Below are 15183 nucleotides of genomic sequence, written 5' to 3' on the forward strand. Positions count from 1 at the left end.
TCGGCCTCTACTGGACAATGACTTTCTTGCCGGCACCGATGAGGCGGGAGCACTCCTCTCGAATGCCGTCCAGCGCTGCCTCAAGCTGTTCTTCGGTCTCGATTCCCTCCGCGAAGTAGCTGCCAACACTTACCGTGACGGCGCGCTCGCCGTCAATGATGCGGCGCAACTCCGTGACGGCTGCGCGCAGGCGCCCCTCACACGCATCCCGGTCGGCGCGAAGTTGTGGAATAGGCACGCGATCGGTCTCTTGCTTCTGCCCGCGCTCAAAGGGTTCGGCAAGGCGGCGTTGCTGGTCCTCATCGATCTCCGTCCAACCAGGCAACTTCACAAGCTTCTCGAAGGCCTTCGTGTAAGCGGCCACACGGGCGTCGAGTGCCTCGTCGAAGCGACGGCTGTACTCAGTCTCGATCGCCTTGGTGTATTGCTCGATCGATGGTAGCTCCTTAAAGAATGTCTCGCGTGCGAGTAGATCTTCGAGCAACGTCGCACGCGTACATAGTTCTTCGGCGATGTCGGACTCCTGGTTCAAGAAGTTCCAAAGCGCACCTTGAGCCTTGCGTGCGCGCTCGAGGTCGTGGAGGCGTGGTTCGGAGAGCACTTGCTCGAGCTCGACCGCGCGCTTAATAGCGTCCTTGATCGCGCGGTGGCTCGCGTTAAAGGTCGCGATGGCGTTGTCCTCCGAGCCCCGGAGGATGGCCTTCATCTGCCCGATGGCATCACCCAGCACCCCCTCGCCCGGCAGGCGATGAGCATGCAGCGTTGCGTATGCTGAGGAGATAGTGTCCTCGTTGCGCGCAACCTCTTTACGAAGCTCAGCGACGATTGCACCCGCGTTCAGCTCCCTCACCTCGCTGCCGAAAGTATCGCGGTACGCTTCGGAGGCCTTCACCAGCTCCTCGAACTCAATGCCCTTTTTAGGCCGAAATGCCGCCTGGCGGAAGAGATTGTTGTTCGGGAAGGTGTCGCGCGCCTCCACCCCGGTGACCGTATCGAGAGTCTGCCCTTTGCTGACTGCCTCGATTGTCCCGGCACGCAGGAGTGACAGTACCAAGAGGCGCACGACATCGAAGTCCCAGCCGAAAGGCTCTTTCGCGAATTCATCGGTAAGGTAGCGGCCACTCGCAGTTTCGCCGTAGTTCGCACGCTCCTCGATGCGATCAAGCACTTCCTTTAGCGGTCCGCTCTCGGTACGGAAGGCCGTCTTGCCTTTCTCGTCACGTAGAAGGCCGATGCTGCCAAATACGCCCGGTAAGCCTTGGAGGTTCTCGGCGGTGAAGAGAGCGTCCGTGCCCTTCTTCACGTCCGTCGCCTTGGCAGCGGCCTCCTTGAAACGATCAAACACCTCAGGCAACACCTGCCCGAGCACCTCCGCAGCGGTCCTGCCCACGTCGACAGCGCGGTCAGCCGGGCTGCGATCGTTACCTCGGAAGTAGATGCGACCCGAGAGACACGCGGCACGGAACAGACGACGAAGCTCGTCGCTGTGGCGGCGAAGGCGAACACGCTCCTCTGCAATGAGGGCAGGCGTGTCCTCACCCTTCGTTTCGCGTTCCTTACGGGCAAGCATTTCCTTGCTGCGGAAAAGTTCGACGGTTTCCCGGTCTATGCCATCGGTCAAGCCGATGGCCCAAAATACGTGCTTACGCTCCTGCTGACTACGTGTCCGAAGCTCTGCCGCCAGCGCGTCGAATTCCTTGCCGTCGAAGGCAAGGTGGACCTGGAACATTAAATCGCCACCCGTGACCTCACGGCCGTGGATCGCAAGACCAGCCTTGAAAGTCTTTGTATCGAAGAGCGAATGCGATGGCTGCGGCTGCCAAAATGCGGACAAAACCTCGGAGTAGAGACGATGCGAGTCACCGGGTTTCGGGCTGATACCGTTGCGCAAACGCTCCCAGTCGTCCTCAGCAGGCGTCGGGATGCGGTAACCGTCATCGCCACGGCGTACCTTGTGGGCCGTCTCGAGTTCGCGTAGGGCCTCCTTCACGGAAGCGAGTCGCGAGTCGACGCTGATACCGCTGTGCAAAGCCGCCGCGATATTTTCTGCGCTGCGGTGGACGCTCTTCACGTACTGGAGCAAGCAAATCACCTTCGCGACCGGCTTCGCGAGCGGGTGCGTCAGCTCCTTCGAGATAGCTGCAATCTTCGCGCGGACTTCGGAGCCGATGTTGCCCTCGACGAGGTCGTAGACATGGTCGAGGCGCACGAGGTCGCCGAGCTTCGCATCCGCGAGGTTCACCGCCGGATTGATCAGGAGCTGTTGCGCGAGCTTGATAATGGTGCGGTTTGCGCCGCCGACGTGTTTGCTCGCGCCACCTTGCGTGCGCAGGCCCGAGACGACCTGGATGATGAGATCGATCTGGTATGGCAGCAGCGGATACAGGTCGATGAAGGTCTCGCGCGCTAGCTCCGGGAGCCTGATGTCGGCGGTGAGTCGGGTGTGCTCGGTTAGCCGGCCGCGGTGTTCGTCGAAGAGCTTCCCGAGCGCAGTCTGCGCGGCGGCGTTCTTCGAAAGCACTCGGCGACTGGTGACCTCGGAGATATCTGACGGTTCGAGGTGGACCTGCAGTGGGAACCGGTCCATTAACCGGGCGAGCTCGATCTTCTTGTCGTCGAGGCCACTGACGAGCTCACCGAGCTTTTCCTGAGAGGTGACGACAACCCAATGCTTACCTCGGCCCTTAACTCCGAGGCTCTGTACGACTGCTTGTAGGTCGAGCATCTTCTGGACGTCTCGCGCGACGAACTGTCCCACCTCATCGACTACGAACATCAACGACAGCCCCGGCTTGCGGCGCTTCATCAGCTCGCCCGCTCGCTCCGCGAGCTTACCCGGCGTGATGTCAGCCTTGTTCTTGACGGCTTTCACCCACGAGTCGGCCATCGGGTACGTGTCCGGATCGAGGCTATGGAGGACGCGGCTCGCCTCGGAAAGCGCGAAAGCAACCTTGCCCTTCTCGACGGACCAGTCCTTCTTAAAAAGCTGCTTGTATTCCTCCTCAAAGCGGGCAAGCTGCCCCTTCTCCTCGAGCCCGATCTCCAGCTCCGAGAGGTCGAGGTCCTTCGCGTACCCCAAGCTCTGGAGGAAGAGACCGTACATGATCTCGGTCAGAGTCTGGTTACCACTGCGAATGCCTCGGTCCGTCGAAACGTCGAAGATAACAGCGTGGGTCGGGATTTTCTCGTTGATAGCCTTCAGCAGAACTGAAAGTTTCTTGTCGCCGGCGCGCTCGGCGAAGCGCTCGGCGGCGGACTCACCCGCGACGGTACGGTCCGCGATGGATAATCCGAGCATCTTGGCAAAGCTTGACTTACCGGAACCGAAAAACCCCGAGACCCAGATGGCGATGCCCTCATGCGGCTTGTTCGGCGTCTCTTGATAAGCATCGAAGATGCCCGTGTAGTGCGAGCGGATCGCGTCCGTGACCACGTACTCGTTGATCTCGTCGCGGATGATCTCTTCGTCGGTCTGGTCAACCTTTATGACTTCTTCGATACGACGGTAAATGTCGTTGGCGAAGAGTGTATTGATGGTCGTATTCGTCGTCATCGTCAGTATTCTTCAGAAGATCTTCGGGCGGTAGTTATGCTCCGCGTCGAGCACCCCCATGAACCGCAGGCCTGCAGCACCATCGAGGTCGCCAGGGTAGAAGAGAACGGTCGGAACGTGAACGCGGCCCTTGAGCTGCTCAAGCAGTGAAAAGGTCCGATACATTGGGAAGAGCGAGCCAGTGCGCAAGATGAATACGACGTCGCGCAGTGGATCGGGGTCCTCCGGCATGCGTGCTGCCACAAGGTCGACGAGCGGCGAGTACTCCGAGAGCACTGAGTGAACGGTCTCGATGATGGTTTCGACGCCCTGTTCGCGCTCGGCGGTAAACCACTCGTCCAGCGACCGCTGTGACCTCATTGCCTCATCGAGACATTCGGCAAGCGAGATGCGCTTCACACGCTTGCCCTTCTGGGAAAGTCGCGTTTCGAGAAGCGCCACTTGCTTGCGCAGCTCGAACTCGTCCTCAGGGTCGTAGCGAAACAGCGCATACGGCATGTCGTGGTACGCGCTGATGCGCTGCTGGGGATCGGGCAACTCGAGGACGGTCTCGAGGTTCTGCTTAATGCGCTGTTTGAGGTCGCTCATTCAACCATCCTCTCTACGTAATCGTGACAGCTGTTGCAGGGTAGACTCAGCTGCACGAGACTGCCAGCCACGTGATATTCGAGCTCACGGTATTGGTGGAGTCGTAGCAGTTCATGCTCAACATCGGCCGGACGCATGAGGAACAGGCGCCACTCGGGCGACGCGATAACCTTGCTAGGGCTCAACTTCTCGTCGCGCATCGCATGGAGCAAGTAGAGGAAGCTCTTCTCCGACAGGTGGACGGAAACGAATTCCTTGGCAATGGAGCCACGCAAAAGACCGAAATCGACGGCAATCTTTAGTAGGCCCGCCGCGACGCGTTTCGTGGTTTGCTCGGACCAGGCGTGCTCGGTGGTCGCGCCGCGCTTGGCAATGCTTCCGAGATACGCCTCGACGTCCTCGCTGCGGATGCGGAAGATGCCAGCGTCGTACGCATTGAAGAGCCAGGTCTCGATGAAGTCCCGGACCAGGAACTCGTCGCGCGTCATGTGCCAGAGTAGTAATGGCTTCCACTCTTCGACAGGTAACCCATACTGCGCGAGCACTACGAGGAGACGGTCACGCCCCGCGGGGTCGAAGCGGCGGTTCAGCACCTTGGCGACGTCGCGCAGCCAAGTCGCACTCCTCGCACCAATGAAGTTATCCTGCCGTAGACGATCGAGGTTCTCGCGCTTCGAACGCTCGAAGTCCCACGCCGAAAAGACGGCGTAGGTTTCGTCAATCATCGCGCCTTTGATAACCGTAAACGAGGAGACGACATTGGCGCGGGAATTCGTCGTCATTCGTCAGTCCGACTTCCATATGGAACCGCTAGAGCCCCAGGTTCACCACGCGCAAAACCAAGAGCAAGCAGCGTGACATCTGCATTCGTGCCGCGATAGCCACTTGGCAGCGAAACAGCGCGACCTTCCGCCGAACGGCGTAGCCTTGTGTAGGCATCGAGATCAGCCTCGGTCACCAGTTCGAGGCCTCGGAGAACCTCAATCAGATCCGTGCTACCCAGCGTCTCGATCCGCTCGAAGAACGGTCCCCATTCGCTCGCGTGATCGAGCCAATGCTCCCAGCGCGCCTCGAAGTCCTCCTCCACTGCCTCGGGAAGCTTCCAGAGTGTCACGCAAGCAGGCGGGTTGAAAACCTCGTCGCATCGCTGAGCGGCGACGGCGAAGACCGAACGGGCTTGCGCGAAGTGATAGGTGCGTGGGAATCCGCGTCGCAATACTGCAGCACCAAGTCGTCCTAGCTGACCCTTGGTGTTCCACCAGCGAGCGTTGTCGAGTTCCCCGAAGCGCGCGACGACGATGCGAAGTCGAAGCAGTTTCTCAAGATCAATCATGCGTCACGCATTCCAAGGTACCGCATCTTCGTCCATGGCGACGCCCCGTTTCACTGATCCTACGTCCCGCGTTAGCCAGCTCGTTGCCGTGCCAGCCGACTGACGCCTGATCTATTAGTCGATCTCGACTCGCGAAAACCGCTAGCTTCCGCCAACTTTAAACAGGTATTTTCCTGGCTGCCGTCAAGCGATAGACCATCCGATTGACGGCCTTCAAGTAAGCGGCCAGTTCATCAAGGGTAGTTATTTTGCCAGAGTCGTCATGCATTGGTTCCTATCCACTTGGGACGGGAAATATTGATTCTTGACGGCAATCTGGACAAGTATACGGCAAACCTGTCTATGTTTGAACAGGTGTCGCACCGAAGTCCGTGGCCGAACGCCCATCCTGGGATCGGCTGGAAGACCGGCTCCAGTGTTACGGGACCAGGAGTGCGCCGCGCCAGCCGATTGTGATCGAAATGACTCGTTCGAAGGTAGATCGCGAAAGTACACGGCAGACTTCGAACTCACCCTCGCCAGCGGTGCAGTGCTACTCATTGAGGTCAAACCGGAAGAAAGAGCGCTCGCGCCAGACGAAGAGTGGCGACTGCGGCGAATCGGGGAACATTTTTCCGAGCTAGCGTGCTGTTTCGAGTTTTGACGGACATTCAGATTTGCAGCACGGGCTTCTGCCTAGCTTGAACGCGTTGTTCGGCAGCCAGACCGTCCGCGTCTTCTCGGGCCAGCCTAGTAACCATTGAGATGTCCGGCACTAGGTTGCAAGTCTGACGAAGTTAGCGCAGCACCCTGCGCTGGCAGCGGTGCTGAATGGAAGGTCCTGCAACGCAATCAGCCGAGGACGGCCAACGATTATCGCGACCCGATCGAATACGGCATGCGCGCCAATCGAACGCAACCGACTGGCATTCCGTCCGGTTGTAGCCGAGCACTAGCGGTATTGCCGGAGCGACCTATTCTTCCGCTACTCCGAGGCCGAGCGTTACGGGCGTCTATCAACCCCAGAACATCGAGGAACGAGAATTTGTTGTGGGGATGTGCATAGATGTTTTTCGATGCTCGATCCGTACCCAGTCGACCTTCAAGTTGAGCAGCTCAAGTAGTCAGGGGCTTCTGTTGCCATAGCGAGCAAGGGAATGTACTGATGAAATAGGTCTTGATTTGACGGTGCGAAGCAACTACAGAATGAACATCAGTCCTCGAATTAATGTGCCATGGAAAACGAAAAGAAAGTGGTGGCGGGGAGCGGTGTGGCCGGGTCGTCGAACGCCCTAGTGGCGGGTCGCAGCACGGACTATCGTCCGAAGGCTGGAGAGGTTGTGTTTGGTTTTGTTGGCCCAACCGGGGTCGACCTGACGAAAGTGTGCAATGCATTGAAGTCAGAGCTGAAAAAATGCGCCTCTTATAATTCTCACACTGTTCCATTGAGTAATTTGATTCCAGAATACGTTCAAGGCGCGCCATTGGCACCAGTGAATGATTACGAGCGCATTAAAACATTAATGCAGATGGGAACGGATCTCAGGGAAAGGACTGAACAAGCGAATATCGTAGGAAGATTGGGGTTAGCCGAGATCAGGTCGATTCGTGCTGGACTAACCGGCGACCCCATGACTCCGGCAACGCGCGTTGCATACATAGTGCGTTCATTCAAACGACCGGAGGAAGTTAAGCTATTTCGAGAGGTTTATGGAGATGCCTTCATATTGATTTCAGTTTATTCACCCCGCGCGGCTCGAGTTCAGCATATGAAGCGAAAATTTTCCTCTGCAGCTGAGACCAGAGATATGGCCGAGCAGTGTGCGGTCGAGCTTATAAATCGCGATTACGCTGAAACTGGCAGAAAGGACTTTGGGCAAAATGTTGGCGAAACATTTCCGCTGGCTGATTATTTTCTCACAAGTGGGTCTTTGCAAGAGGTCGGCAAGAACATTGGCCGTTTGGTAAGTTTAGTATTTGGTGACCCCTACATATCGCCGACCCGGGATGAGCAGGCAATGTTTTTTGCGCAAGCATCCGCTCTTCGCTCGCTTGATTTGTCACGGCAAGTTGGAGCAGCGATTATTTCTGAAGAAGGTGATTTACTATCGACAGGCTGTAACGAGGTTCCGAAGTTTGGTGGAGGCTTGTATTGGGCGGATGATGACGGATGCCAACGGGACGTGGAGTTAGGGTTTGATTCAAACGTATCCATCAAACGCGAGATGGTAGAGGACGCATTTGCGCACCTGAGAGCGGCTAACTGTCTTTCGGATGATGCAATGGCAAGAACGGATTCTGAGTTGGCTGACATAAGTTTGTTTCGGGATGGTGCATTTATAAGAGACTCGAAATTATTCGATATTATTGAATTCGGTCGAGCCGTTCACGCAGAAATGGCAGCAATTACACAGGCGGCGAAAAATGGCGTGAAATTATCTGGATCACGATTATTTTGCACAACCTTTCCATGTCACATCTGTGCACGCCACATATTATCGAGCGGGATATCGGAAGTTGTATTTATTGAGCCATACGAAAAAAGCAGAGCACGTGATCTCTACGGAGATTCTATCTCTGTGGAGGCTCACGAAACACCAAAAAATAAAGCAGAATTTCGCGCGTTTTCGGGTGTTGCCCCCCGGCGATATATGGAGTTATTTCAAATGGCCTCGAAGCGAAAAACGAAAGATGGCCTAGTTTTTACTTATGATGAAATGGCAAATAATCCTCGATTTAGCCAAATACCTTTGACTTATTTATTTTTGGAGGTTATAATGCTCAGCGATGCCGCTCCCCCGGCAGGGGTCGCAGGAGATGAAAATGGAAACTGATAAGGTTGCTAGATTTTTGGCGCAATTTGCAGATTCTAAAACCCGAATTGCTGATTGGCCTCAGTGGATGCGTGATGCCGCCAAGGTGTCGGCAGTATCATTTCCAGAGGTTAGGCCCACTGAAAAATTGGATGGCGTCGAAAAAGACAAGAGTGCAAGCGAGTAAAATATCCAAGTCACCGGATTTTGTTAATTTATTATTGCCACTGAGATTTTCTATATTTTCTACCGGAGTTGGCAATTATGGTGACGGCTTTGGTCGACGGTTTTCACTAAGCAAGGAATCTCACTTCCGGTATCCCTATGCTGACGTTTCGACCGTAGGCTGATCCAACGTGATCGTGTCAACGATGGCCTGGAATTCGACAAGCAAATCAGCCTGTTGTGCTTGCAGGTACTGGTTCACCGATACGTTTTCGAGCAGTCTCGCGAGATAACCCTTCGCGAGCACAAGATTAAGTACATCCTGCCCGTAAGTCTGCTCCACCAACTTGTATTGCCCTTGGAGATTATTCATCTCCCGCTCCATCTTCGCCATCTGCTCGGGGCTCACGCCGGCAAGCTTCTTCGGTTTCTTTCCTTCGACCAGCCGAGAAGCCGGTGTCGCAACGAGCAACGCTTCTGCATACGACACGGACAGGTTGTTCGCTGCCACCATCAGCTCGACGCACTCGACCTGGCGTGTCGGTTTCATCTTGCGTAGCGCTCGCGCGAGCTCCGGCGAAAACTGCCGATCCTTCAGGAGCTCAGTCGCTTCAGCGCAAATCCCATCCAGCAATGCCATCCTCTTGATGATCTGCGACACATCTACCGACAGCGCCTTCGCTAGTCGCTCCGGGGACACACCCCGTTCGACGGCCCGACGAATCATGAAGTGCTCCTGGATGGTCGATAGTCGATTGACGCGGTTGTTGTAGGTGTAGCTCTCATCGTCTGTGGCAACGAGGCACGACACGGTGTTGAACTGGAGCTCCTGCAACGCGATCAATCGGAGATGCCCATCGAGCAGGACATGGTTGCCCGATGTCTGGTCAATCGGCGTCACCGAAAGCGGCTCGATCAGGCCCACCTCTTCGATGGAGCTTATGATCTGCTTGAACTTTCGTGAGTTCATCATGCCGGCAGGCGTGCGTCGCGATGGCAGGATGCTCGTGATCGGAACGGAGAGTGGTTCCGGAATGAACCCAAGTGCTACGCCGGTCATGCTGGACTCCCGCTCGGCCATACACGTTCCGCCAGATACTTCGGCAAAGTCGCCAGTTCCTCAGCACGCAGCAGATTGACGAAATTCTCATCGGCAAATAGCTGCCTGAGGGCACCGACAATGAAGAGCAACCGCTGCTGCGTAAACTCTGCCTTCCGCACCATCGTTTTCTGCCGCTCAACTTCATGCTGATACGTTCGGACGAGGCTCGATGTGGTCACGTCCATAACCTTGCGCGTCATGTTTCGATTCGCCGTGCGGCCGAGCGCCTTCCTCCGCTCGATGACGCGCCGAGCGTCCATCAACTGGCGCCCGCGCAATCTCCCCGATTCATATGCCTCCTGCAGTGCCGCCTGGATCGCCTCATCGTCGTCGCCGGCACCGACGATCGAAAGCGCTGCGTTCAGCGGAATTCGGCCTTTCTCCACTGCGATGACGAGGCGCTCTTCACCCTGATGCAGCAGCGTCAGGATCCCCTGCACGTAGTGCTGCGTGAGCCCCGTCTTCTCGGCGATCGCCTTCGGTGCATAGCCGCGCTCCTGCAGTTCGCGTATGCCTGCGAGCAACTCGAGCGGTCGGCACTGCCGTCTCGCGATGTTCTCCGTCAGGCTCATGATGAATGCATCTTCGTCGCTCACGCTCACCACCAGCGCTGGTATCGTCGTTTCGCCGAGCGATCGGAACGCCTTCAGTCGTCCCTCCCCACACACGAGGAGATACTTCTCCACGCCGCTTGCCGTCGCCCGTGGTGTGACCAGAATCGGTTTCTTCAGGCCGATTGTCTTGATGTTGCTGACGATTTCCTCGAAGACGCGGCCATTGCGCTCGCGAGGATTGATCACTTCGATTTGGCTGATGGGGATCATCCGAACCTCACCAGGCTGCTCACGCTGAGTCATGCTTTTCTCCTCAGCCGAGCACGCTGTGCCATACCGTATAAGTAGTCCAGCGTGTCAAAGCGATAGCTCTCGAACTCGATCGGATTCCAGTCCGCGAGATTGATACGGGGTTGCCAAAAATCGATGTGCGGCAGCAGGTAGTAGTCGAGCGCCGTCGAATTGCTCTGGTCCAACCTGACCGCCACGGTGATATCCGGCAGCAGGCTCGTGTCGAATCGCACCTTCCAGTGGTTACGGCCGCTGCCGCGCACTTGGCACCGCGACAGCACGATACAAGCGGTGAACTCTCGATTCACGGTCAGCAGATCCGTCGCCGGATCACGCGACACGGATCCGCCGAGATCCGCGATCTTCTTTTCGGTCTCGGCAACGATCTCTGGGTGCAGTTGCCGGATGAAGCGGTTCGTCTCGATATAACGATAGTCACGGCCTGGCGTGAAGCCAACCGTCTGGTACGCACGAATCAAACTGCCGAAGCGATACACATAAACCGAGGTGGACGGCATGCCTTCCGTTTCGTCGATCACGACGCCCGATAGAAAACCTCGGCTTCGATACAGGTTTCGCAGACGCTCGATAAGCTCCTCACTCGAGTAGCGCCGGGCGCGCGCCCGCATGATGCCCTGCGCGGTATAGAACGTTTCGCTCGGCACGATGGATTCGAACGCACCCTCCTTGCGGATCCACATCTCCGACGGATTCGTGACTCGCGATTTCTTCAGCTTGAACGACACACGGTTGTAGACGTTGTTGCCGATGTACTTCTCGTTGGTCAGCACCTCCCGAATGGTTGCCCGAGTCCAGGGTCGCCCCAGATCGGTCTGAACGTTCATGCCGTTCAAGCGAGCCGCGATCTCGTGCTCATTGAGTGACTCGTCGATGAACCAGCTGTAGATGAGGTTGACGATTCGAACCTCGCTGTCCGGGCCGGGCATCAGAATGACGCGGTCCGTCTGCAGGCACTTGTGCTGACCGCGTTGCAACTCCCCCTTCATGAGGCCATGCTCGTCCACCAGGATCCGGCGCAACGCATAGCCTGCCGGCCCGCCTTGCCGGAAACCGAGCTCGATCAACCGACACTGGCCAGCGAAGACCTTCGCTGACAACTCGCGGCTGTACTCACCGGCCATCGCGCGCTTCACACCTTTGACGATCGTCGAAACTGGCGAGCCGTCGTTCTCGAACTGTTCGGCGCAATAGGCGACCTGGATGCCAGCGCGCCGGCAGATGTACTCGTAATAAGCACTTTCGTCTGCATCCTGGAATCGTCCCCAACGGCTCACGTCGTAGACGAGGATCACCTGGAAATCGGCCATGCCGGTTTCCACGTCTCGGATCAGCTGCTGCAGCGCTTGGCGCCCATCGATTCGCAAACCACTTTTGCCCTCGTCAGCGTAGGTCCGCACGATCTCAAGATCGCGCCGAGCAGCGTAGTCGCGAATGCGATCACGCTGATTCTCCGTCGAGTATTGCTGGTGCTCCGTCGACATCCGAACGTATTCAGCAGCCCGCATCCTGCCAACCTGCTCATCAACGGATTCGCATGTGCAATCGAGGTCCACGATCCAGCTCCCACCGGCAACCGCTCCTCGCTGCGCCATCCCCGACATCAACTAGGGGACTTGTATCGGCGAACGCGTCGCGCCTTGCAATGACGTCGAATGCGAGCGAGTACACAGCCAAGGTAGCAGGCCATAGCCCCTTGTCGAACACGTCATCTCTTTGCAATCACGCCGGAACAGGCCTGGGCTCAGACAGCACGGCGATGTGCACCGTCCACGCGTTCATCTTTGCAACGCCGGCCTCAACCGCGTTGCGCAGGATGTAGAACCCAGATGCCAGCGGGCGACAGGCCGGCCACACGTCCATGTTTGCAACAGCACTAGCAGTGTGCCGCGCATTTCGTCGTCGCTGCATCGAGCAATTGCGATCGCGATAGGCCGGGTGCGTCTCGCGGTAGTGCCGCCAGTAGTTAGGATGTCGGGCCCGCCAGTTGGCCTGAGCGCGGATCTGATTCTCGCGATAGTCGGGATCGACTCGCAGGCGTTCGTGCTGCCATGCGCGCCGGCGAGCACGCTGGCACGCCTTGGCCGAGCAGAAGCGTTGATGCGGGATATGTAAGAACGGAGTGAAGGGTGCGCCGCAGGCGGCACAGATCCGATCCGATTTCATGGCCGTACTCCACAGAGGAATCGCAGTGGGGCCGGCCGTACAGGGGTCAGGGTCAGTCGAAATCAGCTCACAGGACGCGGCGACCCACCCTCGGGAATTTTCACCTTTTGCGACAATCCTGCCGCTTTTTTTCACGAATAGTGACACATGGTTTGGATGGCCGTGTCAGAGTTAGTGAAAAACTTCCATAAAATCAATGGCGTACTTTTCACCATCTACGACAACCTACAAATACTGCCTGTAGATACGTGTGGTCAACTCACCAACTTGCGACGCATGGCGCAACTCGAACGGTATGGATTATCGAAATCGACTATGCGGGATTCCGGCCCTCTCATAGAAGTTGATGTCGGCCTCGAAGAGATCTCTCAGCGATTTGCTGCGGACTCAGTTTTGGCGCACGGCAACGCTCCGGATCCCGTGAATGAAGAGTTTGAGGAAAAACTCCGAAATCGTATGAAATCGTATGTTGATACCCCAGATGGATGGTTCATTCGGTATGACAATGACTGGGATATCGTGCACGCCTATCGGAAGAAGGCCGAGAGTTACGGCAGAAGATTTCCCGAACGCGAAGCATTGCCAGATAACGTCATAATAGGCGGCAGAACATTTAAGGAGTGGAGAGATTCAAGTAACGAAGCGCTCGGAAGAGTTCTCTGCCACATTGATTTTTCCTACGAGCTTCGGATAAAGCAACCGGAAATTTTGCTCGCAAATGTCACAACTATCTTCGCACGAAAGGAAGACGTCGAAGCGGTTCTTGAAGAGGCTGGGATATCTCGAGACCTTGTTCCATCGACGATGCGCGCACTGACACTGTCGAGCGACACGCTCGACGAATGGGATTGGGAAGGAAATTTTGAAATTCCTTGCCCATACTATGTTGAGTTGGGGCAAGACTTCGTGCTCCTCCCCTGCTTTGGGGCATTATCGAACCCGTATGTGTCATTCTTTCGGCATTTGAAAACAATTTACAAGAATGACTGGGACCAAGCCGTTGACGAAAAAGAGAAGGTCTTTCGTCGGGACTTATCCAGCGCATTCGGCGCGCCCAGGTTTCACGTTCCCACTCATGGTTTTAGCATCCGTCGAGCGGATGGCTCCGAATTGACGGACGTAGACGCGGTAATCGTTGACACTGAGTCCGGAGCGATGGCGTTCGTACAACTTAAATGGAACGACGTGTTTGGGCATTCATTACGCGAATGGCAAAGCCGGCGAAACAACGTCGTCAAGAAGGCTAACGAATGGGTGAATAAGCTTGTGTCGTGGATCGACGGGCGCAGCGCAGTTGAAGTTGCAAAGCAACTCGGCATAAAGGACGTCACTGCTCCCGCCGCCCCACTGATGTATGTGATAACTCGCTACACAGCAAGATTTAGCGGCGAGTCTGACCGCGATAGTCGTGCGGCTTGGTTGAGTTGGTTTGAGTTACTACATGTCTTGGATGATCTTGACTACACAGAACCACTGGCAGATTTGGCCCACGCAGTGGAGCGTCATGTCCGGCGCTTTGTGTTCGACCGCCCACGTATCATGACTTTTAGTTTCCCGGACTTGACGGTCGAATTGAAAATGTGTCGCAAGGAGGAACCCTGACGGCGTTCGTCGCGTCAGCCTCCATAAAATCCGGAGCGGTTCATATCGTCCATCGAGCCGAACCATTGCCTCGCAGGACTCGTCGGGCATCGATACCTAGACCTACGCCGCAATTTTCCGCAATAAAAACTCAAGAAGCTATACCGATTGGCCATCCCTCTAATTTTCCATATTTCGAGATGCCCAGTTAGGTAGACTCAAATGGCATCACCGCAAAAAGCGCGGGCCGCATGGGCTGCCACCCATACGACCCGCTGACCACCACCAACTCACCGTAGGAGTCGGAAATGGCTAACGCCAATCATAAGTCACGCCCCGTCGTAACGGAACGCTTCGTCAAGATTCAAGAATCAGCACGTCATCACTCCTTGTCTAGAGTCCTCCGTGCCATCAGAGCACACCGGAAACTGAACACGACGTATTACCCGTGGATCAAATTGGCTGGAGTATGGCTTGAGGATGCGGGATTCGAGGCGGGAGAACGCGTCCGGATTACTGTCGAGCACCAGCGACTCATCATCACGCCGATGTGATCGGCGCATTGCCCATGGTGGGCGCCGCAAGTCACCATCGCTCAGGTAGCTCAGTACCCGAGACTCGATACCGTTAGTAACTGTGACAAGCGACGATTGCGATACAAGCGCAGCGGGCCAGACACTCAAGTCCGCTGCCGTTTAGCCTGTAGGCACGAGCTGCAACCCATACCAGGCGCACCGCACATTTCCGCCGCGCCAATGCAAAAACCCCCGCCTTTCGGGCGGGGGTTCTTGGCTTAGGGAGCCTGACGATTACCTACTTTCACACGGGAATCCGCACTATCATCGGCGTAGAGTCGTTTCACGGTCCTGTTCGGGATGGGAAGGGGTGGGACCGACTCGCTATGGTCATCAGGCAAAGAGGGTTGTTGCGCTGCTTCGCAGCACAACCAATCTTGGAAGAAGCAGTAATTTTTGAGTTGTGTGTATCACACACGAGAATCCAACTCGTCGCTTCGGATCCTGCAGCCAGTGCTGTCGCAC

General features: G+C 56.4%; 12 protein-coding genes and 1 rRNA gene. 4 read left to right on the top strand and 9 right to left on the bottom strand.

The annotated features are described in order from the left end of the window. Nucleotides 1–7: 7 nt before the first annotated feature. The 4 genes from brxC to PI86_RS01925 are packed head-to-tail and all read right to left on the bottom strand — an operon-like array spanning nt 8 to nt 5474. Nucleotides 8–3553, bottom strand: coding sequence for a BREX system P-loop protein BrxC (gene brxC, locus PI86_RS01910; RefSeq protein ID WP_039318161.1), 3546 nt, complete (start codon nt 3551–3553; stop codon nt 8–10). Between the two features lie 12 nt (nt 3554–3565). Next, complete coding sequence (locus tag PI86_RS01915) at nt 3566–4141, bottom strand: BREX protein BrxB domain-containing protein (protein WP_039318164.1); 576 nt, start codon at nt 4139–4141, stop codon at nt 3566–3568. Then, a complete protein-coding gene (locus tag PI86_RS01920; RefSeq protein ID WP_039318167.1) occupies nt 4138–4923 on the bottom strand; it encodes a BrxA family protein in 786 nt (261 codons plus the stop codon). Before PI86_RS01920 ends, PI86_RS01915 begins: the two co-directional genes overlap by 4 nt. Beyond that, entirely contained in the window at nt 4920–5474 is a 555-nt protein-coding gene (locus PI86_RS01925; RefSeq protein ID WP_039318170.1) for a BrxE family protein, read from the bottom strand. Before PI86_RS01925 ends, PI86_RS01920 begins: the two co-directional genes overlap by 4 nt. 1214 nt (nt 5475–6688) lie before the next feature. Here PI86_RS01925 and PI86_RS15865 point away from each other — a divergent pair. Together PI86_RS15865 and PI86_RS17270 are read left to right on the top strand one after the other, a co-directional pair. Further along, nucleotides 6689–8287 (top strand): anti-phage dCTP deaminase, encoded by a 1599-nt coding sequence (locus tag PI86_RS15865; protein ID WP_082012107.1) that lies wholly within the window; start codon nt 6689–6691, stop codon nt 8285–8287. Further along, on the top strand, nt 8277–8453 hold the full coding sequence (locus tag PI86_RS17270) for a hypothetical protein (protein ID WP_161792349.1): 177 nt from the start codon (nt 8277–8279) through the stop codon (nt 8451–8453). Before PI86_RS15865 ends, PI86_RS17270 begins: the two co-directional genes overlap by 11 nt. Nucleotides 8454–8588: 135 nt before the next feature. Here PI86_RS17270 and PI86_RS01935 read toward each other — a convergent pair whose 3' ends face one another. The 4 genes from PI86_RS01935 to PI86_RS01950 form a co-directional block, all read right to left on the bottom strand. Next, nucleotides 8589–9491, bottom strand: a complete 903-nt coding sequence (locus PI86_RS01935) for a plasmid partitioning protein RepB C-terminal domain-containing protein (RefSeq protein WP_039318234.1) — start codon at nt 9489–9491, stop codon at nt 8589–8591. Next, nucleotides 9488–10390 (bottom strand): ParB/RepB/Spo0J family partition protein, encoded by a 903-nt coding sequence (locus tag PI86_RS01940; protein WP_010100615.1) that lies wholly within the window; start codon nt 10388–10390, stop codon nt 9488–9490. Before PI86_RS01940 ends, PI86_RS01935 begins: the two co-directional genes overlap by 4 nt. Then, nucleotides 10387–12000: a recombinase family protein gene (locus tag PI86_RS01945; RefSeq protein WP_039318177.1), complete on the bottom strand. Its 1614-nt coding sequence runs from the start codon at nt 11998–12000 to the stop codon at nt 10387–10389. Before PI86_RS01945 ends, PI86_RS01940 begins: the two co-directional genes overlap by 4 nt. Nucleotides 12001–12118: 118 nt before the next feature. Next, a complete protein-coding gene (locus tag PI86_RS01950) occupies nt 12119–12562 on the bottom strand; it encodes a hypothetical protein (RefSeq protein WP_039318189.1) in 444 nt (147 codons plus the stop codon). A gap of 147 nt (nt 12563–12709) precedes the next feature. On the opposite strand from PI86_RS01950, the gene PI86_RS01955 reads away from it, so the two are divergent. Both PI86_RS01955 and PI86_RS15870 read left to right on the top strand, forming a co-directional pair. After that, a complete protein-coding gene (locus PI86_RS01955; RefSeq protein WP_039318191.1) occupies nt 12710–14164 on the top strand; it encodes a hypothetical protein in 1455 nt (484 codons plus the stop codon). A 287-nt stretch (nt 14165–14451) separates the two neighbouring features. Next, on the top strand, nt 14452–14697 hold the full coding sequence (locus tag PI86_RS15870) for a SymE family type I addiction module toxin (RefSeq protein ID WP_081071593.1): 246 nt from the start codon (nt 14452–14454) through the stop codon (nt 14695–14697). Between the two features lie 246 nt (nt 14698–14943). Here the strand turns inward: PI86_RS15870 and rrf are convergent. After that, nucleotides 14944–15056, bottom strand: a 5S ribosomal RNA gene (rrf, locus tag PI86_RS01960). Nucleotides 15057–15183: the final 127 nt, after the last annotated feature.

The organism is Burkholderia sp. A9, from assembly GCF_000801975.1.